Raw genomic sequence first — 26,892 nt, 5'->3', positions numbered from 1 at the left:
ACTCAATGAAAAATACTCTAATCATGACAGGGATAGCCGCACTGGGTATGTTCAGTATGCCTACCCCTGCCCAGGATAATAACTTATCAGCGGCGCTGGTGGATATTGCCGGCGCAAAAATTTGTAACCGTTTAGAGAACCGTTTCAAAGGGATCCAGCGGGAAAATTCACAGGGCAAACAGGTGTATAGCGGCACGCTGTGGATCCACTCCTGTGAAGTAAATTACGACGGTGACGATCAGGACATCATGACACTACAGTTAGGTGTGAAAGGCTGGCGCTGGCTTAACCGCGATAAAGAAACCATGGGCGCAGACTTCAGTGTCAGTGAGTTTGCCCGCTTTCAGGTGGATGTGGGCCTCACCGGACGTATTAAATCTCATTATGCCCCTGACGCTAACAACTTTGCGCTTTGGTTCAAGCCGGTGAAACCACCGCAGGTCAACTTTAACGCTTCTGGCGATGTGGATGTAAACAAAGAGGGCATGTGGGGAACTGTGTTGGCCGGTGCTGCAACCCTTGTAGGTCAGTCGCCGGACACCCTGGCAGATAAAAAGTTAGTCGATAAAGGTGAACAACTGTTTACCAAAAAAATGGACGAAGGCTTCAGTACCGCCATCGACTTTTGCTCTGGGCGCATAATATCTGAACTCGGGCAAACGGATCAGGCCACCTTATTCTCCCGGTTAAATGAAAACCCGGAAGCGTCGTACAAACAAGTCGAGCTGGTGCCCTCCTCTTTCCTTCTGTTCGGACCTTATGGCGATCAGTCTGAGTTACTCGACCTTCAGTTACGGCTCGACAACCCTGCCGATTTTAAAAACAAACTTATTTGTATGGAAGATGCCGTTGAGCTCGCTCAGGCCTATATGCAGGGCGACAACCGGTCGCCGGAAGTACCTGGTATCAAGCTGGCAAAAGACGAGAGCGATGAAGGCGGTATAGCCTTGCGTAACGAAGCTCAAACTTGCCCGGTGGTGGCCATGTTCAGCACTGATAAAAGTATGGAACAACGCACGTCCCTTGAATTCAAAGTGCGGGATTACAGTGATCCGCAGCCGCTGATGAAGTGTGATTAAACAAAAAAACCGACGCATTATTGTGAAATTTGGGCCCGGATGTTTGCTCTAACCATTCTGGCCCTACCCCCACGCCCACCTGTTATTCACCTGACAATTCCTTCTATACCTAAACGGAAAAAGTTGAACTATCCAGATGAGTTAGCTGGCATTGCGAACCTAAACTCAGAAGACGAGATGAGCTAATTACTGCTACTATGCGAACATAATCGGCAACGGCCTTCATTACTTATAAAACGCCCATGCCAGGCACAGGACATCTCGTCTCGGCATAGTAAACAGGATTACCATGGCTCTTAAAGCAACCATATTTAAAGCGGATATTTCGATCACCGATATGGACCGCAATTATTACAATGATCACAACTTAACGATTGCCCGCCACCCGTCTGAAAACGATGCGCGCATGATGTTGCGGATTATCGCCTTTATCGCTAATGCCCATGAGCAGCTACAGTTCACCAAAGGGTTGTCTGATGATGACGTACCGGATCTGTGGCAGAAAAGCTTCAGTGACGAAATAGAGCTGTGGATTGAGCTAGGCCAGCCATCCGAACAGCGTATCAAAAAGGGCTGCAATCAAAGCCAGCAGATGATGATTTATGCCTACGCAGACAATAGCTTTGATGCCTGGTGGAAAAAAGAGCAACACAAGCTACAGACCAGGAAAAACTTATCGGTGTTCACCTTACCTGAGACGCTCGCTACAACACTCGCAAATGCAGTGAAGCGTTCGATGCAAATGCAAGTCACCATTCAGGATGGTCAGTTCTGGCTGACAGTGGAAGGGGATGAAGACAGCGAATGCATAGAAATCGCCATACAACAGCACCTGTAATGGTGGCACGCGCAGCCACTACCCTAGTACCACTTTTATAGTTAGTATTTAAACTGGAACCCCACCATGAAGAAACTCTCTGCTGTACAAATTAAGCAGCAGGCAATTGTCTACAGCGTTGCCGACATGCTTGAAGAGCAGGCCAAAGCAGAAATCCCTGGCATGACGCTGTGCTGGTTTGAGGTGGAGTACCACCAGTTTCCAGGCTCGTTATTGCTGCGCTTCCAATTTGAAAATGAGCAAACCTTAGCTAACGCTAAGCCCGACTTGTTAAAGTGGCAAAAGCGCTTAAGCGCCGCTATGTTAAAAAAAGGGGTCATCTTAAAAGATATGCGCAGGCATTTGGTCTTCACGCTAGAGGGCCCTGAGGACTAAAACTGGGCCACTGCGTGTTATTATGCTTCTCGTCATCCCGGCGAAGGCCGGGACCTCATCAACTGCCATTTTGCACGCGAAAAGAGTGATTTTTAATATTGCGGTTAGACGATGGAGGTTGCGGCCTTCGCTGCAATGACGCGTTCTCCTAGCTAAAAACAGCCCGCCAACCCCGCCTCAGTAACACCTACCGTCATCCCGGCGTCAATATTAGCTACCGTCATCCCGGCGAAGGCCGGGACCTCATAAACTGCCATTGTGCACGCGAGAAGAGTGATTTTTGATATTGCGGTTAGACGATGGAGGTGGCGGCCTCCGCCGCAATGACGCGTTTCTTCGAGCGAGTTATTTTATTCAACGACAACTTCTCGCGTGCAGATGCAGCTGCAAACTGTGAAAAACGTTATTTGGTGGGGTAAACGGTCCACTTCCACTCCGGTAGAATCAATACGATCCAACATTTTTTTTCAACGTAACCAGTAAGATTAATTAATGAAAGAGGTATTTATGGAAGATTTCTTCGGAACTAATATCGATTTATCGGAATTGACCGAAAAAGCCATAGCACTGGTGATGACTTATACCCCTAAATTGTTATTGGCTATTCTTACGTTGGTGGTGGGTCTATGGTTGGTGAATCGCTTTGTGAGTTTATTAGACCACCGGCTTGGAAGAAAGGACCCCACTTTAAATAAGTTTCTATGCGGACTTATTAGTGTCGTTTTAAAATTGATGTTGTTTATTTCTGTCGCCTCTATGATCGGTATTGCAACAACCTCATTTATCGCCGTAGTTGGTGCAGCGGGTTTGGCCATCGGTCTGGCGTTACAAGGCAGCCTGGCGAATTTTGCTGGCGGTGTGCTAATACTGATTTTCAAACCATTCAAAGTAGGTGACACCATTGAAGCAGAAGGTCACTTGGGTGCCGTGGAAGAGATACAAATTCTTTATACCGTAGTAAACACCTTCGACAATAAGCGTATTGTCATCCCCAACGGAAGTCTGTCTAACGCCACGTTGATTAACGTCAGTGTATACGATAAGCGCCGCTGCGACATGACGTTTGGTATAGGCTGTGATGACGATATCGACAAAGCAAAAGAGGTGTTGCAGCGCCTGTTTGAAGAGGATGAGCGCTCATTGTCCGACCCTGCACCTCGGATCTGTGTGGGTGGGTTAGGCGACAACTCAGTCAATCTGATGTTTCGCCCCTGGGTTGCCACTGATGATTTGTGGCCCTACTACTGGGACATGCAGGAAAAGGTAAAAAAAGCCTTTGATGAAGAAGGAATTAGCATTCCTTATCCGCAACGAGATGTGCATATCTATAAAACGAATGACGATTAATCTCCCAATACGGAGATAGCTTTGTAAGCTATCTCCGATACATCTTAAAATTGGCTTATAAACTCGGGAGTCTGGCAATATAGAGATTAGCGGCCCAGAAAACATAGAAGATAGTTAGCACCTATTCATCGTCGCATATCTAAGAGCATAGCGTATGAGTATCAAAAATATTAACGCTATGTCATACCTAATGTATCTGGTATTAACGGCTGCTACTTGGCACAAAGCTGATGCCAGGTTTAAGAAGCTCTACCGTATGCTGGTTGTCTGAAGCAGACCACCGCCTGCGCGGTGGTGACGGGCGGAACTTCACTCTTAGTTGACATATGCCTCAAGTTGTCTGATGACTGGATCATAGTATCGGGCCTGCATATAAACAAACGCCCGAACATGAAACTTCTGAAAGGGTTCTGCACTGAGTCGGGTCTTCTGGCGTAGCAATATTAACTTTACCCAGCGGGCGCTGCTATGCCAAAAGTGTTTAAACCTTCTGTAAAACTCACTGACAACGATGTTACCGACGAGCGCATCTACCGCGAGCGCCGCCAGATAGTCAAAGCGATGGGCTTTGTAGGCGCCTCTTCCTTGCTGGCCAAATCTGCGACTGCCGACTGGTTCTGGGAAGACGATGACAAAAAAGCCGCGGCCAGACGTCCGCTATCATTTCAGGAGCCGGGTAAGTACAGCACCAGCGAAACCCGCACACCTTTCGCTAAAGTAAGCAGCTACAATAATTTTTATGAGTTTGGTACGGACAAGTCCGATCCGGCCGAAAATGCCGGTCAGTTACAAACGTCCCCATGGACACTCAGGGTGGACGGCCTGGTAGAAAATCCCCTTAAGCTGGATGCCGATGACCTGACTGAGCGTTTTCCGTTGGAGGAACGCATTTACCGGCTGAGATGCGTGGAAGCCTGGTCCATGGTGATCCCCTGGGTTGGGTTTGAACTTGCAGCATTGCTAAGAGCCGCCAAACCCTTATCCAGTGCCAAATACGTGGCTTTCGAAACGCTCTACGACCCAAAACAGATGCCAGGCCAGGCCAGCCGCTTCATGGGAGGCGGGATTGATTATCCGTACGTGGAAGGGTTACGGCTAGACGAAGCTATGCACCCTCTCACGTTAATGGCAGTGGGGCTTTACGGCAAAACCCTGCCGCCACAAAACGGCGCCCCAATCAGGCTGGTCGTTCCGTGGAAATATGGTTTCAAAAGTATCAAGTCACTGGTTCGTATTCGTCTGACTGATAAACGTCCGCCCACCACGTGGAATCGCCTGGCGCCTCAGGAGTATGGGTTTTATGCCAATGTGAACCCTGATGTGGCCCATCCGCGCTGGAGTCAGGCCAGCGAACGTCGTATTACTACCGGTGGCTTGTTTACACGCAACCGTATTGAAACGGAAATGTTCAATGGCTATAGCGAAGTCGCGCCACTTTACCAAGGTATGAACCTGACGAAGTGGTATTAATGAATCGGTTGCTCTCCCGCCCCCTGCGCTTGCCAGCTACACCCCGGCGCCTTACCAAAGCGGGTATACATTTGCTGGCAACGGGTTATCTGGTTGCCCTGTTTTACTGGGGAGCCACTGATAACCTCGGGGCTGACCCGGTTAAGGCTCTATTGCACTCTACCGGCACCTGGGCGATTAACCTGTTACTTATATCGCTGAGCATTTCACCACTGGCAAAATGGCTACCGTTTCCGGATCTGATGCGCTTCAGGCGGTTGGTGGGGCTGTATAGCTTTACTTATGCCATGGTGCACTTTTTTAGTTTCTGTGCATTTGAGCTGCAATTTGACTGGACGTTGATAGCAAGTGAAATCGTAGAGCGTCCTTACATAACTGTAGGGTTTGCCGCATTGTTAATACTCAGTCTGCTTGCCGCTACGTCGACCACTCCAATTCAGCGGCGTATGGGCCCCGCTTGGCAGAGGCTCCATAACTGGGTCTATGCAGCTGCATTACTGGCCCTTCTGCATTACACCTGGTCTTTAAAAACTGTCTGGGAAGAGCCGGTTTTCTACTGGCTGATTGCCGCTGGCCTGCTGTACCTGCGAAGAGACAAACTTCTGTGGGTTGTACGAAAAAAATTCAAAAAAAACCTTGCGCGATAATCCATACAGCACTACTGTATATACATACACTGTATAAACATACACAGGAATGCGCATGACTATGCAAACTCATACTCGTAACGAACAGAATGTTATTCAGCTCCCTTTACCTTTTGAAGGCTACCCGGGTGAAGGAAGTGGTGATAAAGGCTGGTCCTATCTGCTGGCCAATTCCGTTGCGTTCAAAAAAGAGGTCACCCATGGCATTCGTATCCAAAAGCCTGACCAGGAAGTCATGCCAGCATGGATTGCCCGGCTTATTCAGGGAGGGCAGTGTCGAACCATATATGTTGAAAACCTGTCACTGCCGGAAGCAGACAGCCAACGTATTCGTCAGTTATGCACTCAGTATTCTGTCACTATTGTAAATGTCACAGTTACGCCCAACCCGGCTGGCATGCATGGCTCTAATGTACTTACCGGTCCATGGTAAATTGTCAGATTAAGCGATAGGATCGCCGGATATGTTCAAATATCGGGTGAAAAAAAATGCTGTGTTACTGTTGTTCAGGGATGCTCTATACAAACTGTTGTGAACCCTATCTTGAAAACCAGGCGCTTCCAGCCACACCTGAACAATTAATGCGCTCACGATACAGCGCCTACTGCACAGAGAATTACCCCTACATACTGGCAACCTATGCCGCAGCGGCCCGACAAACCCTTAGCATAGAAAGTTTGCGAGAAAGCGCTGCTGGCAGCAACTGGTTTGCGCTACAAATTGTCGGTACAACTGCTGCCGAAGTTCAATTTAAAGCGTTCTATTCCGAGCAGGGTACGCCTTACGTACTTCATGAAACCTCACACTTTGCAAAGGAAGGTGACCGTTGGGTATATGTGTCAGGGAATCTGCATAACGATACTGGCCGCGCAACTATTGGCAGAAACACGCCCTGCGTATGCGGCAGTGGTAAAAAGTTCAAACAGTGCTGTCTCAAACAATTGGGGCGCCGCTAACCTGCTCATTCGTCAGACTTTGTGACAACCTGCCCTATCGGTGTATAGTAAGCTGGAAATTATCCTGGCACGCTTGGCCGTGTAGCAGAATGCATCTGTCATTTTTAATGCTTGTGTACTCTCATTGGCTGTCTGGCTGCCAGTAAAAACAATAACTACCCTCTCCAAGGAACCGCTATGTTTAAGCTTAAAATGACAATGGCCGCGGTGGTCGTTGGTCTGAGCCTGACAGGCTGCAACACTTCAGCTACCGCTGAAACCGGCACCGCCGGAAGCACCGCTTCCACTCAAAACCTTACTGCTGCTGACGCCAAAGCGTTTTTAACCCGGGCGCAGAACGAAATCGCTAAAATTCAACTGCCCGCAGCCCATGCACAATGGAGCTATGCCACCAATATCAATGTGGATACGCAGGCAGTCAGCGCGTACATGAACGAGCAATTTGCTACCAAGGTGGCTGCGTTGGCAAAAGAAGCCGCTCGTTTTAACGACGTAGAAGTGGATGCCGATACCCGCCGCAAGCTGGACTTGCTGCGCAACGGCCTGACTATGCCGCCACCTTCAAATCCTGAGAAAGCCGAACGATTAGCAAAAATTGGCTCAGAACTTGGCGGTATGTACGGTTCGGGCGAATATTGCCGTGACGATAAAACGTGCTTCAGCTTGGTTGAAATGAGTGCCGAGATGGCCACCTCCAGAGACTACGACACCCTGCTGGAATTCTGGGAAGGCTGGCGTGAAGTTTCTGTGCCTATGAAGCCGCTGTACGAAGAACAGGTCAACCTCGCTAACGAAGGCGCTGCTGAGCTTGGTTTTGCAAACGTCAGTGAATTGTGGCGCGGCAAGTATGATATGCCAGCGGATGAGTTTCCACAGGAACTGGACAGATTATGGGGCCAGGTAGAACCCTTCTATGAAGCGCTGCACTGCCATGTTCGCGCTAAGTTGGGCGAGCACTATGGTACCGACAAGGTACCGCAGGACAAACCCATCCCGGCGCACCTGCTGGGCAATATGTGGGCGCAAACCTGGGGCAACGTCTACGATCTGGTAAAACCAGAGCAGGAAATGAAAGTGCCTGATGTCACTGGCGCTCTGAAAAGCCAGGGGTACGATGAGATAAAAATGGTAAAACAGGCCGAGTCTTTCTTCTCATCCTTAGGGTTTGAAGAGCTTCCTGACACCTTCTGGGAACGATCCATGTTCGAGAAACCGGAAGGCCGCGACGTACAGTGTCACGCGTCTGCCTGGAACCTGGATGACAAAGACGACCTGCGCATCAAGATGTGCATTCAGAAAACCGGTGAAGAATTTAATGTTATTCACCACGAGCTGGGCCACAACTATTACCAGCGCGCATACAAAGATCAGCCGCTGCTGTATCGTGGCTCCGCCAATGACGGTTTTCATGAAGCTATAGGCGACACCATTGCGTTATCTATAACCCCTAAATACCTTAAACAAATCGGGTTGATAGACACCATTCCGGACGCTTCTAATGATATTGGTATGCTGTTACAGGTTGCGCTGGATAAAATTGCATTTATCCCCTTCGGCCTGATGGTGGATCAGTGGCGCTGGAAAGTGCTGGCGGGTGAAGTCACACCGGAGAACTACAACGACGTGTGGTGGGAATTGCGTAACAAGTACCAGGGCGTTATGGCACCGGTCGATCGGCCGGCCGATGCATTTGATCCGGGTGCTAAATACCACGTGCCTGCCAACGTGCCGTATACCCGTTATTTCCTTGCTCATATTCTGCAGTTCCAGTTCCACCAGGCACTGTGTGAAATTGCCGGTGATGAAGGCCCGCTTAACCGCTGCTCGATTTATGGCAGTGAAGAAGCAGGTACGGCCTTGAACAACATGCTCGAAATGGGCATGAGCGAACCATGGCAAAACGCGCTGGAAACACTGACCGGTAGTCCCAAAATGGACGCCAGCACCATCCAGGCTTATTTTGCACCGTTAAAAACCTGGCTGGATGAACAAAACCAGGGCCGTCAGTGCGGCTGGTAGTTCTCCCTTCACTACGATGATGAAGCCGGGCATGTTTGCCCGGCTTTTTTTTACCTGCGTAGTTTCAGCTGCATCAAGCCGTGCCAGAATGATCTTTTCAATCCGCCACAGTGAATGAATGGTAACTATGCAACGTTGATGAAGGAGTAATAATGAAATCTGTTTTAGTGATAGGTGCCAGTGGTCAAATTGGTAAAATGGCAGTACAGAAGCTACTGGATAATGACCACCGGGTCCGGGCACTGGTGCGCGATGCGAATAAACTGGGTGGTCTGAACCATCCGAATTTAGATATCTGTGAGCAGGATCTCGAAGAGGATTTTTCCGGCGCGTTTCAGGGTATGGACACCGTCGTATTTGCAGCCGGTTCAGGCGGCAGCACCGGTCCTGACAAAACCCTGTTAATCGACCTGTGGGCCGCCCGCAACGCCGCAGAATTTGCGGTAGGTGCAGGCGTAAAGCATTTCGTCATGGTAAGCAGTATTGGCGCCGATGACCCCGATGCCGTCGACAGTGACATTAAGCCCTATCTGGTGGCAAAACATATGGCTGACGAACATCTGCAGCGTTCTGGATTGCAGTATTGCATATTGCGTCCGGGTAGTCTGCTTGATGAAGATGCTAACGGCAAAGTCACAGCCGATCGGCCTGACTCCCGGGACGATATGGTAATTGCACGGGAAGACGTGGCAAATGTAATTGCGCTGGCTGTGGATGTTGATGACAGCAAGAACCGAATACTGGAGCTGTTTAAAGGCAGTCAGGATCCGGCAGAAGTGCTGAAAAACTAACCGCTAACGGTCAGGGGATGACAGGTTTTGCTACCCAGTCCCCTGCACTATCGGTGTAATGCCGTTCACGATATTGAGGATTACCCCGCAAGCTCAGATAATCCACCGCAGTCACTTTGAGCGCTAATAAACAGAAGTGCTCGGGTACGTCGTCAAAATCGCTTTCTGCTAACAGCGGTTGATTTGTATCCCGCGGGGTGTTGGGCGTTCCCCACAAAAACTGTTTCTTACCCGCATCAGACAATTTTTGCCAATACTGTGCAAGCAATGACGGGTTGTCAGCCACTTTTAAGCACGTAGCCGTCACATCCAACCGGTACTGTTCCCGGGTTTTGGCAAAGTACCAGCATACCTGTGCAAACCCGTTTCCTTGAAGGTCATCCCACTTCCCTGAGCGGGTATCGGAGATCACCTGTAACTCATGCTGATCGGAAATGCCGCGAAATACCACCGTACGGCACTGGGGTCTGCCCTCGCTGTCACAGGTAGCCAGCTGGAAATAACGGCTTTCCGGCGTGCTGCGTGTCTGGTGCAGGCTCTTAGTCAGCTGTTGACGCCATAACGGCATAAGTGCTCCTACGCCGCTTTGTCAGCCAGTGAGAACAAGCGATAAAAGTTTTCAGTAGTCGCGGCGGCCAGCTCTTCAACCGTGATCCCTTTTAACTCGGCAATAAACTCAGCAACTTCTACCACATAGCCTGGCTGATTTTGCTTACCCCGGTGTGGCACAGGTGCCAGCCAGGGAGAGTCCGTTTCGATGAGCAATCGCTCAAGCGGAACGGCTTTGACCACCTCGCGCAATTCTTCCGCCGAACGGAACGTGACAATACCGGAAATGGAAATATAAAACCCCATTTCCATGGCCGCTTCAGCCATTTCCAGTGACTCGGTAAAGCAATGCAGGACGCCGGCGGTATGCTCAGCTTTATGCTCTCGTAATAAATTCAGGGTATCGTCGCGGGCGTCCCGGGTATGAATGATTAACGGCTTATTCAACGCATTCGCAACCCGGATATGATCCACAAAGGATTGTCGTTGCACCTGTTGGGTATCCGCGCTGTAAAAATAGTCCAGCCCGGTCTCACCTACCGCCACCACTTCCGGACGGGCGGCCTTATCTAACAGGGTTTCATAGTCACACGCATCTTCCTGGTGTAACGGGTGCACGCCACAGGATACCGATACATCATCAAAGTCAGCCACCGCTTCTGCCATGGCGTCATAGTCAGCCACCGAAACTGCTACACACAGGAAGTGTTGTACCCCGCGTTGTCTGGCAAACGCCAGAGTGTTTCTGAGCTCGTCGGGAGATTGTTCAAGACGATCTAAATGACAATGAGAATCTACAAACACATTACTACCTTATTGATTACGGGTGAGGGTCTGGCGCCGGGCGTTGAAGCAGCTCGAGTACCTGGCAAAGCACCACCACCTTATTTATTCCTGGGTGTTGCAGCCGCTTGGCTGCGTGCTGGCACAACGAAAACATTTCGAAGTCCTGCACCTGCTGCGTTGATATATAACGCCTGTGAGCCTGTTGCTGACACCAGGTTACTACCTGTGGTGCTGCGTCCTGCCAGCGGCTGGCTAAAGCCAGTGAGGTTTCAGCGCCGGACAGCAATGCCTGGATCCCGTCCTGAAATCCCCGGTACGAGAGTGCCGTATCTTCTTCAGACAGCGCCCGCCGAACCGCCAGTGGTGAGCCTCCGTAAGCCTGCAATAAAGCGCCGGATGCATCTTCTACGCCTTCGGCCTTTAACCAGTTCAGACTTTCTGCTTCGCCGGGCACGGGTAGCGTGCACTTTTCGCAACGGCTCAGAATAGTCGGTAATAACTGCTGAGGCTTTTCTGTCAGAAGCAACAGGAACGTATTATCTGTGGGCTCTTCCAGGGTTTTCAACAGCGCATTGGCGGCGGAATCTGTCATGGTATGCGCAGCAGGTATCACCAGCACCTTGTTACGGCTTAACTGGGCGGTACCGCTTAACCTGGCTATGCCCTCGCGAATTTTATCCACGCCAAGCTGCTTATCACTTTCCAGCATGTGAAAATCCGGATGCGAGCCTGCGGCGAATAATTTACAACTCTGGCAATGTCCACAACTCCCCACTGACGCCGGCTGCTGACACAGAATAACCTGCGCCAGCGCGTCGGCCAGCTGAAACTTGCCGATTTCAGGCGGACCTGCCAGCAGCAGCGCGTGGTGAAGCCGTTGTGCCAGTAAACGCCCCGTGAGGGAGGCAAACGTGCGCTCAAACCAGGGAAATATCATGGCAAAAACTGCTCCACGCAGTGTCTGACCTGAGCATGGACAGCCGCCATAGGCTGCATAGCATCGATGGTGGTGATAGTGGGATCGTCAGCAGCCAGCGCCAGATACCGGTCGCGGGTACGCTCGAAGAATACCAGTCCGGCCTGCTCTATTCTGTCGAGCTCTCCCCGTCCTCTTGCTCTGGCAAGACCGGTCGCCGGCTCAACGTCCAGGTACAAGGTTAAATCCGGGGTAAATCCATCCAGCGCAATATCGGCCAAGGCACGCAGCGTGTCAGCATTCAGGCCGCGGCCGCCCCCCTGGTAGGCCTGAGAAGACAAATCATGTCTGTCCCCTACTACCCATTCGCCACTGGCCAGCGCGGGTAAGATCCGGTTTTTCAGTAACTGCACCCGTGCCGCATACATCAGCATGAGCTCGGTTTCTTCGGCAACTTCTTCGTCCCAGTCATGCTTTACGCATTCCCGGATCGCTTCTGCCATTGGCGTACCGCCTGGCTCACGAGTTTGGGTGACCGATAACCCGCGTGCCTGCAGGGTTTCTACAATTAGCGAGATGACCGAGCTTTTACCCGCGCCTTCCAGCCCCTCGACCACAATGAACTTTCCTGCCATGAGCTACTTCTTACCCTGTTGCTTTATCTGATACTGGTATACGGCTTTGTTATGATCTTCCAGCGTGCTGGAAAACTGGTGGGTGCCGTCCCCTCGTGAAACAAAATATAACGCGTCGGTTGTCATCGGATGCAACGCAGCCTGAATGGCGGCTTTGCCCGACATTGCAATGGGGGTTGGCGGCAATCCTTTTATAACGTAGGTGTTATAAGGCGTTTTCTGGCGCAGATGCGCGCGGGTGATATTACCATCAAACTCAGCCCCAATCCCATAGATCACCGTGGGGTCGGTCTGCAGTCGCATGCCTCGTTCCAGCCGGTTAACAAACACACCGGCTATACGCGGACGCTCTTCCGGCACACCGGTTTCCTTTTCAATAATAGAGGCCAGGATCAGTCCCTCGTACGCGCTGGACAAGGGCAATGCCGGGTCACGCTCATCCCATGCGCTGGACAGATAGGCCGCCATGGCATCCAGGGCCCGTTTTAGTAAAACTGATGCCGGGGTGGTCGCGGTGAAATAATAGGTATCAGCCAATAACAGGCCTTCCAGCCGTGAAGCCTGGCCCAGCGCGTCATGCGGCCACGCTTCGAGCAACGCTGCCCGGGTAGTCTCTGACACGTCAAAATCAACGTACTCATGGTTTTCTAATACGGCCAGCCACTGCTGTAATGTATGCCCTTCAATCAGGCTTATCGCAAACTGGTATTCTTCCCCGTTACTTAAGTGCGCATACGCCTCGGCCAGGGACATGCCGGGTTGCAGCTGATACGTACCGGCCTTTGGACCGGCCTCTGGTGCCATAAGTTTCAGCCATACTTTTACCGCAAGAGGCGCAACATCATGGTTATGATCAGCACGCAACGCACGAATAACCGACATACCGCTTTGGCCGCGTTTTACTGTGAACAGCACTGGCTCTTCAATGGGGAGCGGCGACGCGACCTGTTGCCGAACCAGGTAGAGACCGCCACCTACTGCACCTATAGCAATAGCAATAGCAATAGCAATAATAACAATACCACTAGTTAACAGACGCATAGGCTTCCTTGTATGCTGGCTGGATCGCATGAAAGAGGGCTTTCACCGGAGCCAAATCGAATTGGTGCGTGGCGTGATTACCACGCAGGCTTCGTATTGGTAAGATTGGCATTAAGGCATTGCAGGTAAATATCGCGCGGGCATTTTCGAGTACCTCGGGTTGATAATCTCCCACCTCTACTGACACACCCTGTGCCTGAAACCAGTCGAGTAAAAACGCGCGCATCACTCCGCTCACGCCGCATGCACTCAGATCGGGAGTAAACCAGCTATCGTTATGAAGCCAGAAGAGGTTCGCCGCACTGGCTTCAATAATGTTGCCGTGGCAGTCACACACAATGGCATCGTCAGCACCCGCGGCGTTTACTTCTTGTTTAACCAACACCTGTTCCAGACGATTAAGGTGTTTAATGCCCGCTAACGCAGGTTGCCGGCCAAGCTGTAATTCAGTGATGATTACAGACGTGCCTTGCTGGCGTTGCTGATCATAAACCGCGGGCAGTTCTGATGACGTGAAGTGTAGTGTGGGTCTGACATCCTGTGGTCGATTATAACCTCTGCCACCTTCACCCGCAGATACCAGCAGCTTAAGCACACCTTGCTGCAACATGTTTGCCTGTTCGGCAATCTGACGCGCCAGGAAATCTCGGTCTAGCGGGATCTTCAGCCGCTCTGCGTCTGCAATGACCCTTTTACAGTGATAAGCAAACAACGCAATCCGGCCATTCTCAACCTGCATGGTAGTGAATACGCCATCGCCATAATTGGCAGCACGGTTATTTGCAGAAAATATGGCGGTAATAGTGTCGTCCTTAATCGGCTATCGCAACAGTCATAATGACAGGCAGTATACCAGCCTGTGAGGCGCTGACCAGATGTGTTGAGTCGGATACGTCCACCTCAGCGCAGCAGGCGTACGGTCACGCGCGCAGAGGTAAATAACAGACACAAAAAAGCCATGCTTCATGAAGCATGGCTTTGACTACCTTCAGTGCGGTACCTACAGACGCTTAAATATCAGCGAGCCGTTGGTTCCGCCGAACCCAAACGAGTTACACAGTGCCAGTGATTCCTCAAATGCCTTCGCTTTGTGCGGAACAAAGTCCAGGTCACAGCCTTCACTTGGCGAGTCCAGGTTTATCGTCGGTGGCGCCAGTTTGTCACGCAGTGCAAGTACCGTAAAGATTGCTTCTACTGAGCCCGCAGCACCGAGCAAATGCCCGACCATCGACTTAGTTGAGCTGACTTTTACCGCAGATGCATGCTCAGCAAAGACCGACTTAATGGCCGCGACTTCGGCAATATCACCCGCCGGCGTCGAGGTGCCGTGGGCATTGATATAGCCAATTTCACTGGCCTCAATACCCGCATCCATTATCGCATTGCGCATTGATGCTGCCGCACCTTCACCCGTATCTGGTGGCGAAGTCATGTGATAGGCATCGCCACTCATGCCAAAACCAACCAGTTCACCATAAATGGTGGCACCGCGGGCTTTCGCAGACTCGTAATCTTCCAGCATGACCACGCCAGCGCCTTCACCCATTACAAAGCCATCGCGATCTTTGTCCCACGGACGGCTTGCCGCCTGCGGATCGTCATTACGCGAAGACAACGCCCGGGCTGCCGCAAAGCCGGCAATTCCCAGTGGGGTAATAGTGGCTTCAGCACCACCGGCTAACATGGCGTCAGCATCACCATAGGCAATGGTTCTGGCCGCGACGCCGATGTTGTGCACACCCGTAGTACAGGCTGTCACAATATTCAGGTTAGGCCCTTTAAGCCCTTCCATGATCGACAGAAAGCCAGAAATCATATTGGTAATGGTTGACGGAACAAAAAATGGAGAAACACGTTTAGGGCCACTGTTGAGCAGTTTCTGGTGATTAATTTCGATTTGCTCGAGACCACCAATACCAGAGCCAATCGCCACACCCACGCGATGCGCGTTGTCTGCCGTTATCTCCAGTTTTGCATCAGCCAATGCCTGTTTACCCGCGGCAATGCCGAGCTGGATAAACCGGTCCATCTTCTTTGCTTCTTTCTTTTCTATGTAATCTTGCGGGTCGAAATCATTGACCTGACCGGCAAAACGAGTGGAATAGTTACTGCAATCAAAATGGGTAATATCACCGATACCGCTTTCGCCTGCGAGCAGACGTTGCCAGGTCGAATCAACGGACTGACCTAATGGTGATAACATGCCCAGACCAGTAACCACTACGCGACGTTTTGTCACAGAATGCCCTCGCATGGAACTTAAGGTAGGTTTAATACAGAAAACGGCTCCGAAGAGCCGTTTTTGCTAAGCCAGACTTATGCGTCTTTGTTAGCGTTGATGTAGTCGACAGCTGACTGAACAGTAGTGATCTTCTCTGCTTCTTCGTCAGGAATCTCGGTATCGAACTCTTCTTCCAACGCCATTACCAACTCAACTGTATCCAGAGAGTCAGCGCCTAAATCGTCAACGAATGAAGCTTCTGGTTTTACTTCTTCTTCTTTCACGCCAAGTTGTTCAACGATGATCTTCTTAACGCGCTCTTCAATGTTACTCATAATTCTAGGTTTCCCTTAACGTCACTAGATATAAAAAGTGCCGCTAGTTTATTTGCCAAGGTATAAGCTTGCAAGCGCCAGATAAAACAAATTTTCTGGTCGAACCAGCGACAACCCAAATTCTGCTATGTGGTATTTTTACATTCAACTTCAGTGAAATACCACCCTAAAGTAGGTTAAATTCGCATAAAAAGCGAATTTAACTCATATACATCCCGCCGTTTACGTGAATCGTTTCGCCGGTGATGTACGCTGCGCCATCGCTGACCAAAAAGGCAACGGTGGCAGCAATCTCTTCTGGCTGACCTAAACGATTAGCCGGGATGTCACTGAAAATGGCCGCTCGCTGGTCATCGTTCAGTGCTTTGGTCATGTCTGTATCGATAAAGCCAGGCGCCACAACATTAATTGTTATGCCGCGGGAAGCCACTTCCCGTGCCATCGACTTACTGAAGCCAATAACGCCTGCTTTCGCTGCTGCGTAGTTAGCCTGACCGGCATTACCGGCGCTGCCCACCACTGAGCCTACATTTACTATGCGACCAGCACGCTTCTTCATCATGCCCCGAAGAACCGCTTTTGACAGTGTGAAAATTGCCGTCAAATTTGTATCAATGATATCCTGCCATTCGTCGTCTTTCATGCGCATTAGCAGATTATCGCGTGTGATACCGGCATTATTAACTAAAATGTCGATACCACCAAAGTCTTCAGCAATTTGCTTGATGACACTATCTACACTGGCTTTGTCGGTAACATTTAAGGCCAGACCTTTGCCGCCATGTGCAGACAAATACTCACTGATAGCGTCTGCGCCTTTGTCACTGGTGGCGGTTCCGACAACAGTTGCACCTTGCGCAGCCAGTTGTGTAGCAATGGCTTTACCAATTCCCCGGCTTGCGCCGGTAACCAGGGCAACTTTACCTTTTAACTGTTCCATTATTGCTCCCTATTCCGTCACTGCGGCGAGTGATTCAGGTGTATTCACCGCGACATATTCCAGCGATTTATCAATTCTTTTGCCCAGACCGGTTAATACTTTACCCGGGCCTACCTCAATAACACGTTCTACGCCAGCCGCCGCGAGATATTCCACTGTGCGCGTCCACTGTACCGGACAGTATAACTGACGCACCAACGCGCTTTTAATGGCCTGAGGATCTGTTTCAATATTCACATCAACGTTATTCACCACATTAATGGCTGGCGCTGACAATGAAACAGACTGCAACGCGTCATCCAGCTTATCCGCTGCCGGACGCATTAGTTCGCAATGCGAGGGGACACTCACAGGCAGAGGTAACGCACGCTTCGCACCGGCTTCTTTACACGCATCTGCGGCTTGCTGGGCTGCGTTTTTCTCACCGGCTATAACCACCTGGCCAGGTGAGTTGAAGTTCACAGGCGCCACTACATCGCCAGTAGCGATGGCAGTTTGCTGGCAGATGTCTGCAATTTTTGCGTCATCCAGACCGATAACCGCAAACATGGCCCCGGCGCCTGCCGGTACGGCTTCCTGCATATAGGATCCGCGCGCCTCAACCAGTTTCACAGCGTCTGCAAATGCCAGTGTACCGCCACAAACCAGCGCTGAGTATTCGCCAAGACTATGCCCGGCCAGATAATCAACCTCAACACCCTGCTCGCGCAGTAAGCGCCAAATCGCCACACTGGCGGTCAATAATGCAGGCTGAGTGACCTGCGTTTCATTCAGTTTTCCGTCGCTGTCATTTTGTACCAGCGCCCATAAATCGTAACCCAACACATCAGAGGCTTCCTGGAAAGTTTCGGTTACTGAAGGATATGCGTCGGCAAGCTCTTTTAGCATACCAACGGTCTGCGATCCCTGACCGGGAAACACGCAGGCTGTACGAGTCATACTAGTTCCTTTTCTTGTTGTCTGATGGCGTTACGGCACAAATTAATAGCGCACCAGGGCCGATGCCCAGGCGAAGCCGCCGCCGAATGCTTCTAATAATAAATGCTGACCACGCTGTATGCGGCCATCGCGTATAGCGGTATCAAGCGCCGTGGGAACGGTAGCTGCCGAAGTATTGCCATATTTTTCCAGGGTCAGTACCACCTGGTCCAGTGACATATCCAGCTTCTTCGCGGTCGCTTTGATAATGCGGAAATTTGCCTGGTGTGGCACCAGCCAGTCCAAATCAGACTTTTGCATATTATTTGCCGCCAGTGTTTGTTCAACCACTTCTGACAGCTTGGTCACTGCCACTTTGAAAACTTCGTTTCCTTTCATGACACCCCAGTTGTCATGCACCGAGGTTTCGTCACCCCGGCTAGGGTTACCTACGTACAGCAGGTCGCCATAAGAGCCGGCAGCATGAATATGAGTAGATAAAATACCTGGCTCGTCGCTTGCTTCGATGATTGTGGCGCCTGCGCCGTCACCGAACAGAATAACCATAGTCCGGTCTTCCGGATCAACAAGACGGCTCAGGCAGTCAGTGCCCACTACGAGAATGCGTTTAGCCATCCCCGATTTAATGTACTGGTCGGCAACACTCAGCGCGTAACAATAACCCGCACAGGCAGCGGCGACGTCGAACGCCGGAATACCGTCCAGCTTCAGAATACGTTGTATTTCACAGGCAGAGCTGGGCAATGCATACCGCCCACTGGTCGTGGCACAGACAATCATGTCGATAGTCGAGGGGTCGATGCCTGCCATTTCGATGGCTTTCTTACTGGCCTCTGCCCCCATGGTCGCGGCGGTTTCATCATCACCAATAATGCGACGCTCTTTGATCCCGGTGCGGTCGGTAATCCAGTCGTCGCTGGTATCGACCATAAGTTCCAGATCGGCGTTTGTACGCACATTGCTGGGGTAATAACTGCCGGTTCCGATGAATCGTGAATATTTGCTCAAATCTGCTCCAACAATACCGTTTCTATTCTATTTTTTATTTTCTCCGGGACGCGCATCCTGGCTTCCTGAATAGCCTGGTGAATGGCGTAATAGAAAGCATCTGCAGAGGCGTTCCCGTGACTCTTAACTACAATGCCGCGCAATCCTAACAGACTGGCGCCATTATACTGGTCGGGGTTCACACTATTATAGATAGTTTTTAATAACGGCAGGGCCACGCGGGCCATCATTCGCGTCATTAAGTTACGCCGGGATTGCCGCTTTACTTCATTAATGACCAGCTTGGCCAGACCTTCGCTGGACTTCAGCGCCACGTTTCCGGTGAATCCATCTGTCACCACCACATCGGCATAATCGGTGAATATATCGTCACCTTCTACATAGCCAATGTAGTTGATACCGGTAGCATTACGAAATAACTGGTTCGCATATTTAACCTGAGCGTTCCCCTTGATGTCTTCTTCACCTACGTTAAGCAGGGCCACCCGGGGTTTTTCGATACCGGCTGTTTGCTCAGCCAGTACAGAGCCCATTACCCCATACTGAAACAAAATCTCGGCGGTACAGTTTACATTGGCCCCAAGATCAAGCAGGAAAACTTTATGGTGGCTGGCCGTAGGCATAGCAGAAACCAATGCCGGGCGGTCAACGCCGGGTAAGGTTTTCAGCACATAAAACGCCAGCGTCAGTAAGGCCCCGGTATTCCCGGCACTCACGCAGGCATCAGCCTCGCCGGTTTCCACCAGTTCCAGGATACGGCGCATGGATGATTGTTTTTTAGTACGAAGTGCTGAGGTGGGAGCTTCCCCCATTTCGACAACTTGCTCGCAGTGTGACACAGTCACCCGCTCACGGGCGTCGGCTCGTAAATCTGCTAAAGCAGGTTCAATGACGTCGCGGTGGCCGCACAGTGTGAAATGACAATCGGGATGTTTCTGAATTGCTTGAAGAGCAGCAGAGAGGATAACTGGGGGACCATGATCGCCCCCCATAATATCTAACGCGATGGTTAGCATGGACAATTTATGTCACCGAAGCACTTAGCCTTCGATAACTTTGTTGCCCTTATAGTAACCGTCTGCAGTCACATGGTGACGACGGTGTGTCTCGCCTGACGTTGAATCGACAGACAAAGTCTCAGCCGTCAATGCATCGTGAGAGCGACGCATACCGCGCTTAGACCGCGTTTTACGATTTTTTTGTACTGCCATAACTTACTCCTGGTCTCGCTTAAGTTCTTTCAAAACCGCGAAAGGGTTTGGTCGCTCTTGCTCCGGTTCAATCTCGCCAAACTGCATATCTTTCTTTGCTATCGCACACTCCTCCTCTGCATGAAGGGGCACTATAGGCAGAGAAATAATCAGTTCGTCTTCAAGTAATTCAAGAAGATTGACATTTCCTTGGTCGTTGACCTCTACCGGATCGTAAGCTTCGGGTAATGTGTCGCTGTCGAACTCGTTCTGTCCCTGCACAGGACTGAAACAAAATTCAACTTGCAACGGTTGAGAGAGCTCACCATTACACCGTTGACAGATAAGTGTAACATGCGTGTCCAGATGACCGTGAAAGACAGTAAGACCCTGCGCGTCTTTTTCGAACTGTATTTCTGCGTTCACCCATTCATCGCAATCAACAACTGCACCGCTGAATCGAGCCATGTCTTTTGACGCTATCACACCCCGGTAATCGGAACGCTTCATGGCGCTTTTGACTGGGTCGAGCGAATGAGGTAATTTCACTTTCTGCATAGGGCGCGCATAATATAGACTCATCCTTTGCCTGTCAAAGGTTTAATCACCGCAGCCACAATTTATAGTATGCCGAAAAAGCCGTCATCTTAAGCCTGTTCACACCAGCCGCCAGTAGCGGTTGACTCTGTGGCATAGCTGTTTAACCATGAACAACATTGCAGTCCAACACATGTGCCGCTAATTATGCATTCACTCATTCTCGCTTCTTCATCTCGCTATCGTCAGGCACAACTGGCTAATCTGGGAATTCATGCAGACACCCACGCCCCGAATATAGACGAAACGCCTTTGGACAAAGAAACGGCGCTGGAACTGGCATTGCGCCTCGCGGCGGAAAAAGCCCGGGAAGTGGCCCCCCTTTACCCCGATCATCTGGTAATTGGGGCTGATCAGGTGGCGGTAATAGAACACGAAGAAGGCGATCAGTTGCTGGGCAAGCCCGGTAACATGGACAACGCGGTGGACCAGTTGCGTCGTTGTGCCGGCAAACAGGTCGTGTTCTATTCTGCCGTATCGGTGTGTCGCCATACCACCCGTCAGCAAATCACCGACCACGAAGTGACCCGTGTACATTTTCGGCCGCTAACCGATACCGAGATCCGCCGTTACGTTGAAACCGAAAAACCGTTCGACTGTGCCGGGAGCTTTAAATGCGAAGGACGGGGCGTGCTGTTATTTGATGCCATCGACAGTCGTGATCCCAATGCGTTGATTGGACTGCCTGTCATGCTATTACGGGATATTGTCAGCCAGTTTGATACCGACTTGCTGGCCATGGCCACGGCGCAATAAACCGTGGCGCCTCTTGGCTGGGGTTACTGCCCCGCCGAGGCTGGCAGCAGTAACTCACCAAGTTCAGCCAATGAATGCACAATAGCTTCCGGTTTGTGCTTTTCCAGATTGACCTGCGCGTGCACACCATACGACACGCCAATACGATCCATACCGATAGCTTCCGCCATTTGCATGTCATACACCGTATCGCCAATCATTACAGCGTCAGCAGCGCTTACGTTCAACTCTTCAAGTATTTGCACCAGCATATCCGGTGAGGGTTTGGAGTTAGCCTCATCAGCACAGCGTGAGGTGGCAAAGTAATGCCCCGTGCCGGTGTTACTCCATGCCCGGTTCAGACCACGACGCGCTTTCCCTGTTGCCACAGCCAGCGTTTTATTGGCGGCCCGCAGGGCGTCAAACAGCTTTTCAGCGCCGGTAAATAACGGACACGGCACCACATCCTGCTGCAAATATTCGGTTTTATAGGCCTGCACGATGCGGTCAGCCAGAGCCTCGTCACGGGTATTAAATAATTGCATGATGGCGGGTTTCAGGCTGATCCCGATAATATGCGCCACCTCGTCATCGGTAGGTACAGGCACCTCACAGTGGCGGGCAGCATTTTGCATGCAACGTATAATTTTCGCCGCTGAGTCCATCACCGTGCCATCCCAATCGAAAATAACCAGTTGGTAATTTTTCATGATAATCCCTCCAGCACCTGGTTCAGGCTTGCATCAAGGGGCGCCGTAAACGTCATGGTTTCATCTGTCTTAGGATGGAAAATCTTGATACTCGCCGCATGCAAAAACAGGCGGTTAAGTCCCAGAGGCTGCAGCTGCCGGTCAAAGTCGGCATGACCGTACTTGCTGTCCCCCGCGATCACATGACCAGCATGCTGACAATGTACGCGTATCTGGTGAGTCCGCCCGGTGATGGGTGAAGCCTCAACCAGCGTGGCGTGCTCAAACCGGCGCAGGATCCGGTAACGGGTTTCGGAAGGCTTGCCAGCCTCACTAACATTGACCAGCCGTTCGCCAGACTGCAACACGTTCTTTTCCAAAGGCGCTTTTACCTTAAAGCGCGTCTCCGGCCACTGCCCTTCTACCAGTGCCTGATAGCGTTTATCCATCCTTCCATGGCGTAATTGCTCATGCATATGACGCAGCGCTGAGCGCTTTTTAGCAATCAGGATACACCCGGAGGTATCGCGATCCAGACGGTGTACCAGTTCCATAAACTTGGCATCCGGGCGCAGGGCCCGCAGCCCTTCTATCAAGCCGAAGTTAAGGCCACTGCCACCGTGGACTGCAATCCCCGAAGGTTTGTTGATAACCAGCAAACGGTCATCTTCAAACAAAATACACGACTCCAAGACCGCGATTTTGTCGAGTTTTGGTGACGGCGCAGGCGCCCCTTCCGACACCCTGACCGGCGGAATACGTACGCTGTCATCTTCCTGAAGCTTGTAGTCGGGCTTGACCCGGCCTTTATTAACCCGCACCTCACCTTTACGTAAGATGCGGTAGATCATGCTTTTGGGCACACCTTTCAGCTGGGTGCGTAAATAGTTGTCAATGCGCTGACCGGCGATATCACCATCAATGGTCACAAAGCGCACTTTTTGCTGGGCTTGTTCTTTCATGGCGCGGAGTATAACAGTAGCGCTATCCAGTGGCCTACTGAAAAGCACAGAAATTGAAAAAAATCAGCGGTTGCCACATTTATTCTGGCAACCGCCGAATAAATCCTCAACAAAAGGTCATTAACGGCGCTTCAACTGCCGCAATAGCTTGCGTCGTTAACCTAAGTAATGCGATAATCCAAGAGTTGTAGCCGTTTTATGAAAAGCGGCTGAACCGGTTTGAACTACTATGTCAGACAAACGCACGTGATGCTGACCCGCCGAATGGCGAGGTATTGAAAAGTAAACAAAGGCACAAAAAAATCGCCTTTTATTAGATCAGCCATCACGGTAAGCAAAAACAAAACGTTCGCCGTTTAGCAAAACAGAATTGAATTGACAGCCGCCCTTGCAGCAACGTATTTGCGAGGGGGCACGAAAAAGCATTGAAAAACAGGGTTTGCCGTTCCCGACACCCGCTTACGACAGAAGTGCCTGTGACACAAACAGGCTGCGCAAAGGGTATTACGGCGTTACAACAAAGTCCCCGTCCAGCCGTGAGGTTGCGCGGTGAGGGTTTGCACATGTCACTTTAATTGTGTGTCTAAACGGCTGTAGGAAACAGAGTTAGATACAATGAAAAGAATGTTAATAAATGCAACTCAGCAAGAAGAGTTGCGAGTTGCCCTGGTAGACGGGCAACGACTATACGACCTGGATATAGAAAGCCCGGGGCACGAACAGAAAAAAGCCAATATTTATAAAGGTAAAATAACCCGCGTAGAGCCCAGCCTTGAAGCGGCGTTTGTAGACTACGGCGCTGATCGCCACGGCTTCCTCCCCCTCAAAGAAATTGCTCGCACATACTTCCCCAAAGGCTACAAATTTGAAGGCCGCCCTAACATCAAAGATGTTATCAAAGAAGGCCAGGAAGTCATCGTTCAGATAGATAAAGAAGAACGTGGCCAGAAAGGTGCTGCACTTACTACCTTCCTGTCATTAGCGGGGAGTTACCTGGTACTGATGCCAAATAACCCACGTGCAGGCGGGATCTCGCGCCGCATTGAAGGCGACGAGCGTACGGAACTGAAAGAATCACTCAGTAAGTTAGATTTGCCCGACGGCATGGGTCTTATTGTCCGTACAGCCGGTGTCGGGAAATCTTACGAAGAGTTGGAGTGGGACTTACGGGTTCTGCTTACTCACTGGGAAGCCGTATCCAAAGTAGCGGAAGAGCGCCCTGCCCCCTTCCTGATCCACCAGGAAAGTAACGTCATTGTGCGTGCTATCCGTGATTACCTGCGTCGTGACATTGGTGAAATTCTGATTGATAAAACCAGTATTTATGAGCAGGCGCTACAGCATATTGAACTGGTTCGCCCAGACTTTGCCAGCCGGGTAAAACTCTACCGTGGCGATGTGCCCTTGTTCAGTCACTATCAGGTTGAGAATCAGATTGAGTCGGCGTTTCAGCGGGAAGTCAGACTGCCCTCAGGTGGCTCGATTGTTATCGACCCCACCGAAGCGCTGACTTCGATTGATATCAACTCCGCCCGTGCAACCAAAGGCGGTGATATTGAAGAAACTGCCTTTAATACCAACCTGGAAGCGGCCGACGAGATTGCTCGTCAGTTACGCCTGCGGGATTTGGGCGGCTTGGTAGTTATCGATTTTATCGATATGACCCCCGTTCGCCATCAGCGTGAAGTTGAAAACCGTATGAAAGATGCGGTACGCAGTGACCGTGCCCGGGTTCAGCTGGGACGCATCTCACGCTTCGGCCTGCTTGAAATGTCCCGTCAACGGCTTCGCCCGTCGCTGGGTGAGTCAGCGCACCACGTGTGTCCGCGTTGTTCAGGACATGGCACTATTCGTGGCACTGAATCACTGGCGTTGTCTATTCTTCGTATTCTTGAAGAAGAAAGCATCAAGGACAACACCGGACAGATTGAAGCACAGTTGCCAGTACCGGTCGCTACATACCTGCTGAATGAAAAACGGAAATCGGTACAGTCCATCGAGCAGCGTCATAATGTTCAGCTGTTATTGCTGCCAAACGCGAATCTGGAAACGCCACACTATCAGGTCAACCGTCGTCGCCCTGAAGAAGTCCTGTCCGCTGCCAGCTATGATGTTGAGCTGATGCAACCGGAAGAAACTGAAGCGGATAAACCCGCCGCAGCTGTCGTTAAGCGTGAAGAACCTGCCCTTAAAGGCTTGGTGGCACCAACACAGGCGCCGGCTGCCCCCGTGGCACCGAAACAACCAGAAAAAGCGGAAGAAAGCTCGCTGTTTTCACGCCTGGGTAAATGGCTGGGCTCGTTGCTGGGTGAAGAAGAAAAGCAGGAAGAAGAGAAAAACAAGCAGTCAAAAGGAAACGACAACCAACGCAGTCGTTCGCAGCGTAACCGCAACGGTGACGATCGCCGTCGCAAATCACGCAAGCCTCGTCGCCAGGACACTGGTGCGGCCAAGAAAGAGACCGCGAAAGAGGACAGCAAGGACAAGCCAAAAGCACGTCAGGAGCAAGACGAGCGTCGCGGTGGTGGCGGTAACAGAAACCGTAAGCCTCGCAACAAAACACCACGGGATCGTGATGAGCAGAAGCCTGCACGTCAGGAAAGCAAGCCAGCGGAGCAACCTGAAAATCAGGAGGCTACCGACAAGCAGGAAGCACCTAAGAAGCGTGAAGTGGCCGAACGCCGCAAGCGTCGTGACAGACGTCGCAGCGTAAGAGTACAAAAAGGCGCAGATGCAGAAGCGTCACAGGTTAACCAGCAACCGGCCGATGACAAACCATCATCACAGCAGTCCAAAGCAGCGAAACCGCAGAAGCACGCTAACGAGGAAGCGCCGAAAGCTGACGGAAATGCGGAACAGCCTCAACAGGCCGCATCCAAGGCGTCACGTGATCAGCAAGATGCTAAATCTGCACCAGCTGATAACAACAGCGCGCAGAAAGCCGCTGACGCAGAAGCCGTGTCTGCACAAAACAATGCCAATGTAGCTGATGACAACGAAGAGCAAAAGCGTGAGAGCCGCGGCCGTTCACGTCGTTCGCCTCGCCATGTGCGTGCAGCTGGACAGCGTCGTCGTAAGGAGCAGGTGAAGCCTGAAGACTACGAACACGCAAAACAGCCAGACGCTGAACAGACCGAAGTGCAGGAAGGCCGTCAGGACCAACTGCCATTCGACATGCCTGAAGCCAACAACGCACAAACCGAAACGGCTCAGGAGGCACAACCTGCCAAATCTGAACCAGCTCCGGAGCAGGTTGAAATCAATCTGAATGAAGCGGATAAGGCGACTCAGGATAAGCCTGCAGAGCAGCCTTCCGAGCAAACGACAGCTGCCAGCGAGCAACCTGCCAAGCCAGAAGAGCAACCTGCTAAGCCAGAGGTGCAGGCTGACAAGGCCGAGACACCCAAGCAAACTGAATCTGCGGAAGCGACTCCTGCAGGTAAAGATTCAGTAGCTACGCCGGTAAAATCAGATGCACAACCTGAAGCGACCGCACCGGCGGCACAAGCCGACGAGCCAGCTGGTCAGGCTGATATGCAGGTGAAAGAGAAAACTGAAACTCCGGATGCCGCAATAACACCTGCGCGTAGCCAGGGCCGGATCAGCGTCTCTCATCCGATGGCACTGCCTAAAGCAATCGACGAAACGTTTGGCAACCTTACCGTGGTAGGTTCTGCTGACGACAAACGTCCTGAGCTGGCAGTATCTGGCCGCCTCGCTACGCTGTCTAACAGCACGTCGCGAGCCTCGGCTCCAGCCACTAAAGCTGGCTGATACCAACACGTAAACACCAGGGCCGTATCAATTGATACGGCCTTTTTTTTTG

28 protein-coding genes are annotated in these 26,892 nt (G+C 51.2%); 12 read left to right on the top strand and 16 right to left on the bottom strand.

Features of this window, described 5'->3' with window-relative positions; all coding sequences use genetic code 11:
• Positions 1 to 5 precede the first annotated feature (5 nt).
• The 10 genes from OCL06_RS05150 to OCL06_RS05105 all read left to right on the top strand — a co-directional run bounded on the left by OCL06_RS05150 (position 6) and on the right by OCL06_RS05105 (position 9,523).
• Positions 6 to 1,079 carry a hypothetical protein gene (locus OCL06_RS05150; RefSeq protein ID WP_262992673.1) on the top strand — a complete coding sequence of 358 codons (1,074 nt, stop codon included), beginning with the start codon at positions 6 to 8 and terminating at the stop codon, positions 1,077 to 1,079.
• A 289-nt stretch (positions 1,080 to 1,368) separates the two neighbouring features.
• Positions 1,369 to 1,917 carry a YaeQ family protein gene (locus OCL06_RS05145; protein WP_262992672.1) on the top strand — a complete coding sequence of 183 codons (549 nt, stop codon included), beginning with the start codon at positions 1,369 to 1,371 and terminating at the stop codon, positions 1,915 to 1,917.
• 66 nt (positions 1,918 to 1,983) lie between these two features.
• A complete protein-coding gene (locus OCL06_RS05140; RefSeq protein ID WP_262992671.1) occupies positions 1,984 to 2,292 on the top strand; it encodes a hypothetical protein in 309 nt (102 codons plus the stop codon).
• A gap of 507 nt (positions 2,293 to 2,799) precedes the next feature.
• The gene (locus OCL06_RS05135) at positions 2,800 to 3,639 is read left to right on the top strand and encodes a mechanosensitive ion channel family protein (protein WP_262993111.1); all 840 of its coding nucleotides are present in this window, start codon (positions 2,800 to 2,802) and stop codon (positions 3,637 to 3,639) included.
• 468 nt (positions 3,640 to 4,107) lie between these two features.
• Positions 4,108 to 5,109, top strand: a complete 1,002-nt coding sequence (gene msrP / locus OCL06_RS05130) for a protein-methionine-sulfoxide reductase catalytic subunit MsrP (RefSeq protein WP_262992670.1) — start codon at positions 4,108 to 4,110, stop codon at positions 5,107 to 5,109.
• Positions 5,109 to 5,756 carry a protein-methionine-sulfoxide reductase heme-binding subunit MsrQ gene (gene msrQ, locus OCL06_RS05125; RefSeq protein ID WP_262992669.1) on the top strand — a complete coding sequence of 216 codons (648 nt, stop codon included), beginning with the start codon at positions 5,109 to 5,111 and terminating at the stop codon, positions 5,754 to 5,756. The genes msrP and msrQ overlap by 1 nt, the downstream gene beginning before the upstream one ends.
• A 55-nt stretch (positions 5,757 to 5,811) precedes the next feature.
• Positions 5,812 to 6,189, top strand: a complete 378-nt coding sequence (locus tag OCL06_RS05120; RefSeq protein ID WP_262992668.1) for a deoxyguanosinetriphosphate triphosphohydrolase — start codon at positions 5,812 to 5,814, stop codon at positions 6,187 to 6,189.
• Between the two features lie 56 nt (positions 6,190 to 6,245).
• On the top strand, positions 6,246 to 6,713 hold the full coding sequence (locus OCL06_RS05115; RefSeq protein ID WP_262992667.1) for a YchJ family protein: 468 nt from the start codon (positions 6,246 to 6,248) through the stop codon (positions 6,711 to 6,713).
• A 177-nt stretch (positions 6,714 to 6,890) separates the two neighbouring features.
• Positions 6,891 to 8,732: a M2 family metallopeptidase gene (locus OCL06_RS05110; protein ID WP_262992666.1), complete on the top strand. Its 1,842-nt coding sequence runs from the start codon at positions 6,891 to 6,893 to the stop codon at positions 8,730 to 8,732.
• 152 nt (positions 8,733 to 8,884) lie between these two features.
• Positions 8,885 to 9,523: an SDR family oxidoreductase gene (locus OCL06_RS05105; protein WP_262992665.1), complete on the top strand. Its 639-nt coding sequence runs from the start codon at positions 8,885 to 8,887 to the stop codon at positions 9,521 to 9,523.
• 10 nt (positions 9,524 to 9,533) lie between these two features.
• Here the strand turns inward: OCL06_RS05105 and OCL06_RS05100 are convergent, their stop codons facing one another.
• The 14 genes from OCL06_RS05100 to yceD form a co-directional block, all read right to left on the bottom strand.
• A complete protein-coding gene (locus OCL06_RS05100) occupies positions 9,534 to 10,091 on the bottom strand; it encodes a pyridoxamine 5'-phosphate oxidase family protein (RefSeq protein ID WP_262992664.1) in 558 nt (185 codons plus the stop codon).
• A gap of 8 nt (positions 10,092 to 10,099) precedes the next feature.
• Positions 10,100 to 10,876, bottom strand: coding sequence for a TatD family hydrolase (locus OCL06_RS05095; protein WP_262992663.1), 777 nt, complete (start codon positions 10,874 to 10,876; stop codon positions 10,100 to 10,102).
• Positions 10,877 to 10,892: 16 nt separating this feature from the next.
• Positions 10,893 to 11,795, bottom strand: coding sequence for a DNA polymerase III subunit delta' (holB, locus tag OCL06_RS05090; protein WP_262992662.1), 903 nt, complete (start codon positions 11,793 to 11,795; stop codon positions 10,893 to 10,895).
• Positions 11,792 to 12,409, bottom strand: a complete 618-nt coding sequence (tmk, locus tag OCL06_RS05085; protein WP_262992661.1) for a dTMP kinase — start codon at positions 12,407 to 12,409, stop codon at positions 11,792 to 11,794. Before tmk ends, holB begins: the two co-directional genes overlap by 4 nt.
• Before the next feature lie 3 nt (positions 12,410 to 12,412).
• The gene (gene mltG, locus OCL06_RS05080; protein WP_262992660.1) at positions 12,413 to 13,450 is read right to left on the bottom strand and encodes an endolytic transglycosylase MltG; all 1,038 of its coding nucleotides are present in this window, start codon (positions 13,448 to 13,450) and stop codon (positions 12,413 to 12,415) included.
• Positions 13,434 to 14,243 carry an aminodeoxychorismate lyase gene (gene pabC, locus OCL06_RS05075; RefSeq protein ID WP_262993110.1) on the bottom strand — a complete coding sequence of 270 codons (810 nt, stop codon included), beginning with the start codon at positions 14,241 to 14,243 and terminating at the stop codon, positions 13,434 to 13,436. The genes mltG and pabC overlap by 17 nt, the downstream gene beginning before the upstream one ends.
• Positions 14,244 to 14,450: 207 nt before the next feature.
• Entirely contained in the window at positions 14,451 to 15,689 is a 1,239-nt protein-coding gene (gene fabF / locus OCL06_RS05070) for a beta-ketoacyl-ACP synthase II (protein WP_262992659.1), read from the bottom strand.
• A gap of 77 nt (positions 15,690 to 15,766) precedes the next feature.
• Entirely contained in the window at positions 15,767 to 16,006 is a 240-nt protein-coding gene (gene acpP / locus OCL06_RS05065; protein ID WP_262992658.1) for an acyl carrier protein, read from the bottom strand.
• 199 nt (positions 16,007 to 16,205) lie between these two features.
• On the bottom strand, positions 16,206 to 16,946 hold the full coding sequence (gene fabG / locus OCL06_RS05060; RefSeq protein ID WP_262992657.1) for a 3-oxoacyl-ACP reductase FabG: 741 nt from the start codon (positions 16,944 to 16,946) through the stop codon (positions 16,206 to 16,208).
• A gap of 9 nt (positions 16,947 to 16,955) precedes the next feature.
• Entirely contained in the window at positions 16,956 to 17,885 is a 930-nt protein-coding gene (gene fabD / locus OCL06_RS05055; RefSeq protein ID WP_262992656.1) for an ACP S-malonyltransferase, read from the bottom strand.
• A gap of 42 nt (positions 17,886 to 17,927) precedes the next feature.
• The gene (locus OCL06_RS05050; protein ID WP_262992655.1) at positions 17,928 to 18,893 is read right to left on the bottom strand and encodes a beta-ketoacyl-ACP synthase III; all 966 of its coding nucleotides are present in this window, start codon (positions 18,891 to 18,893) and stop codon (positions 17,928 to 17,930) included.
• The gene (gene plsX / locus OCL06_RS05045; RefSeq protein ID WP_373318443.1) at positions 18,890 to 19,909 is read right to left on the bottom strand and encodes a phosphate acyltransferase PlsX; all 1,020 of its coding nucleotides are present in this window, start codon (positions 19,907 to 19,909) and stop codon (positions 18,890 to 18,892) included. The genes OCL06_RS05050 and plsX overlap by 4 nt, the downstream gene beginning before the upstream one ends.
• 24 nt (positions 19,910 to 19,933) lie before the next feature.
• On the bottom strand, positions 19,934 to 20,104 hold the full coding sequence (rpmF, locus tag OCL06_RS05040) for a 50S ribosomal protein L32 (RefSeq protein ID WP_262992653.1): 171 nt from the start codon (positions 20,102 to 20,104) through the stop codon (positions 19,934 to 19,936).
• Between the two features lie 3 nt (positions 20,105 to 20,107).
• Positions 20,108 to 20,641, bottom strand: coding sequence for a 23S rRNA accumulation protein YceD (gene yceD / locus OCL06_RS05035; RefSeq protein WP_262992652.1), 534 nt, complete (start codon positions 20,639 to 20,641; stop codon positions 20,108 to 20,110).
• Between the two features lie 186 nt (positions 20,642 to 20,827).
• On the opposite strand from yceD, the gene OCL06_RS05030 reads away from it, so the two are divergent.
• The gene (locus tag OCL06_RS05030) at positions 20,828 to 21,436 is read left to right on the top strand and encodes a Maf family protein (protein ID WP_262992651.1); all 609 of its coding nucleotides are present in this window, start codon (positions 20,828 to 20,830) and stop codon (positions 21,434 to 21,436) included.
• Positions 21,437 to 21,459: 23 nt separating this feature from the next.
• On the opposite strand, the gene OCL06_RS05025 is transcribed toward OCL06_RS05030, so the two are convergent.
• Together OCL06_RS05025 and rluC are read right to left on the bottom strand one after the other, a co-directional pair.
• The gene (locus tag OCL06_RS05025; protein WP_262992650.1) at positions 21,460 to 22,125 is read right to left on the bottom strand and encodes an HAD family hydrolase; all 666 of its coding nucleotides are present in this window, start codon (positions 22,123 to 22,125) and stop codon (positions 21,460 to 21,462) included.
• Positions 22,122 to 23,066, bottom strand: a complete 945-nt coding sequence (gene rluC, locus OCL06_RS05020) for a 23S rRNA pseudouridine(955/2504/2580) synthase RluC (RefSeq protein ID WP_262992649.1) — start codon at positions 23,064 to 23,066, stop codon at positions 22,122 to 22,124. The genes OCL06_RS05025 and rluC overlap by 4 nt, the downstream gene beginning before the upstream one ends.
• A 615-nt stretch (positions 23,067 to 23,681) precedes the next feature.
• Between rluC and rne the strand changes: the two genes are divergently transcribed.
• Positions 23,682 to 26,840 (top strand): ribonuclease E, encoded by a 3,159-nt coding sequence (gene rne / locus OCL06_RS05015; RefSeq protein ID WP_262992648.1) that lies wholly within the window; start codon positions 23,682 to 23,684, stop codon positions 26,838 to 26,840.
• The last annotated feature ends 52 nt before the right edge of the window (positions 26,841 to 26,892 follow it).

Source organism: Alteromonas salexigens, assembly GCF_025628895.1.
GTDB classification, from domain to species: domain Bacteria; phylum Pseudomonadota; class Gammaproteobacteria; order Enterobacterales; family Alteromonadaceae; genus Alteromonas; species Alteromonas salexigens.
This window is presented reverse-complemented; position numbering and strand designations above follow the sequence as displayed.

Coding starts and splice junctions, on each gene's coding strand:
- OCL06_RS05150 (WP_262992673.1), top strand. CDS start 6: ATGAAAAATACTCTAATCATGACAGGGATAGCCGCACTGGGTATGTTC.
- OCL06_RS05145 (WP_262992672.1), top strand. CDS start 1,369: ATGGCTCTTAAAGCAACCATATTTAAAGCGGATATTTCGATCACCGAT.
- OCL06_RS05140 (WP_262992671.1), top strand. CDS start 1,984: ATGAAGAAACTCTCTGCTGTACAAATTAAGCAGCAGGCAATTGTCTAC.
- OCL06_RS05135 (WP_262993111.1), top strand. CDS start 2,800: ATGGAAGATTTCTTCGGAACTAATATCGATTTATCGGAATTGACCGAA.
- msrP (WP_262992670.1), top strand. CDS start 4,108: ATGCCAAAAGTGTTTAAACCTTCTGTAAAACTCACTGACAACGATGTT.
- msrQ (WP_262992669.1), top strand. CDS start 5,109: ATGAATCGGTTGCTCTCCCGCCCCCTGCGCTTGCCAGCTACACCCCGG.
- OCL06_RS05120 (WP_262992668.1), top strand. CDS start 5,812: ATGACTATGCAAACTCATACTCGTAACGAACAGAATGTTATTCAGCTC.
- OCL06_RS05115 (WP_262992667.1), top strand. CDS start 6,246: ATGCTGTGTTACTGTTGTTCAGGGATGCTCTATACAAACTGTTGTGAA.
- OCL06_RS05110 (WP_262992666.1), top strand. CDS start 6,891: ATGTTTAAGCTTAAAATGACAATGGCCGCGGTGGTCGTTGGTCTGAGC.
- OCL06_RS05105 (WP_262992665.1), top strand. CDS start 8,885: ATGAAATCTGTTTTAGTGATAGGTGCCAGTGGTCAAATTGGTAAAATG.
- OCL06_RS05100 (WP_262992664.1), bottom strand. CDS start 10,091: ATGCCGTTATGGCGTCAACAGCTGACTAAGAGCCTGCACCAGACACGC.
- holB (WP_262992662.1), bottom strand. CDS start 11,795: ATGATATTTCCCTGGTTTGAGCGCACGTTTGCCTCCCTCACGGGGCGT.
- tmk (WP_262992661.1), bottom strand. CDS start 12,409: ATGGCAGGAAAGTTCATTGTGGTCGAGGGGCTGGAAGGCGCGGGTAAA.
- mltG (WP_262992660.1), bottom strand. CDS start 13,450: ATGCGTCTGTTAACTAGTGGTATTGTTATTATTGCTATTGCTATTGCT.
- acpP (WP_262992658.1), bottom strand. CDS start 16,006: ATGAGTAACATTGAAGAGCGCGTTAAGAAGATCATCGTTGAACAACTT.
- fabG (WP_262992657.1), bottom strand. CDS start 16,946: ATGGAACAGTTAAAAGGTAAAGTTGCCCTGGTTACCGGCGCAAGCCGG.
- fabD (WP_262992656.1), bottom strand. CDS start 17,885: ATGACTCGTACAGCCTGCGTGTTTCCCGGTCAGGGATCGCAGACCGTT.
- plsX (WP_373318443.1), bottom strand. CDS start 19,909: ATGCTAACCATCGCGTTAGATATTATGGGGGGCGATCATGGTCCCCCA.
- rpmF (WP_262992653.1), bottom strand. CDS start 20,104: ATGGCAGTACAAAAAAATCGTAAAACGCGGTCTAAGCGCGGTATGCGT.
- yceD (WP_262992652.1), bottom strand. CDS start 20,641: ATGCAGAAAGTGAAATTACCTCATTCGCTCGACCCAGTCAAAAGCGCC.
- OCL06_RS05030 (WP_262992651.1), top strand. CDS start 20,828: ATGCATTCACTCATTCTCGCTTCTTCATCTCGCTATCGTCAGGCACAA.
- OCL06_RS05025 (WP_262992650.1), bottom strand. CDS start 22,125: ATGAAAAATTACCAACTGGTTATTTTCGATTGGGATGGCACGGTGATG.
- rluC (WP_262992649.1), bottom strand. CDS start 23,066: ATGAAAGAACAAGCCCAGCAAAAAGTGCGCTTTGTGACCATTGATGGT.
- rne (WP_262992648.1), top strand. CDS start 23,682: ATGAAAAGAATGTTAATAAATGCAACTCAGCAAGAAGAGTTGCGAGTT.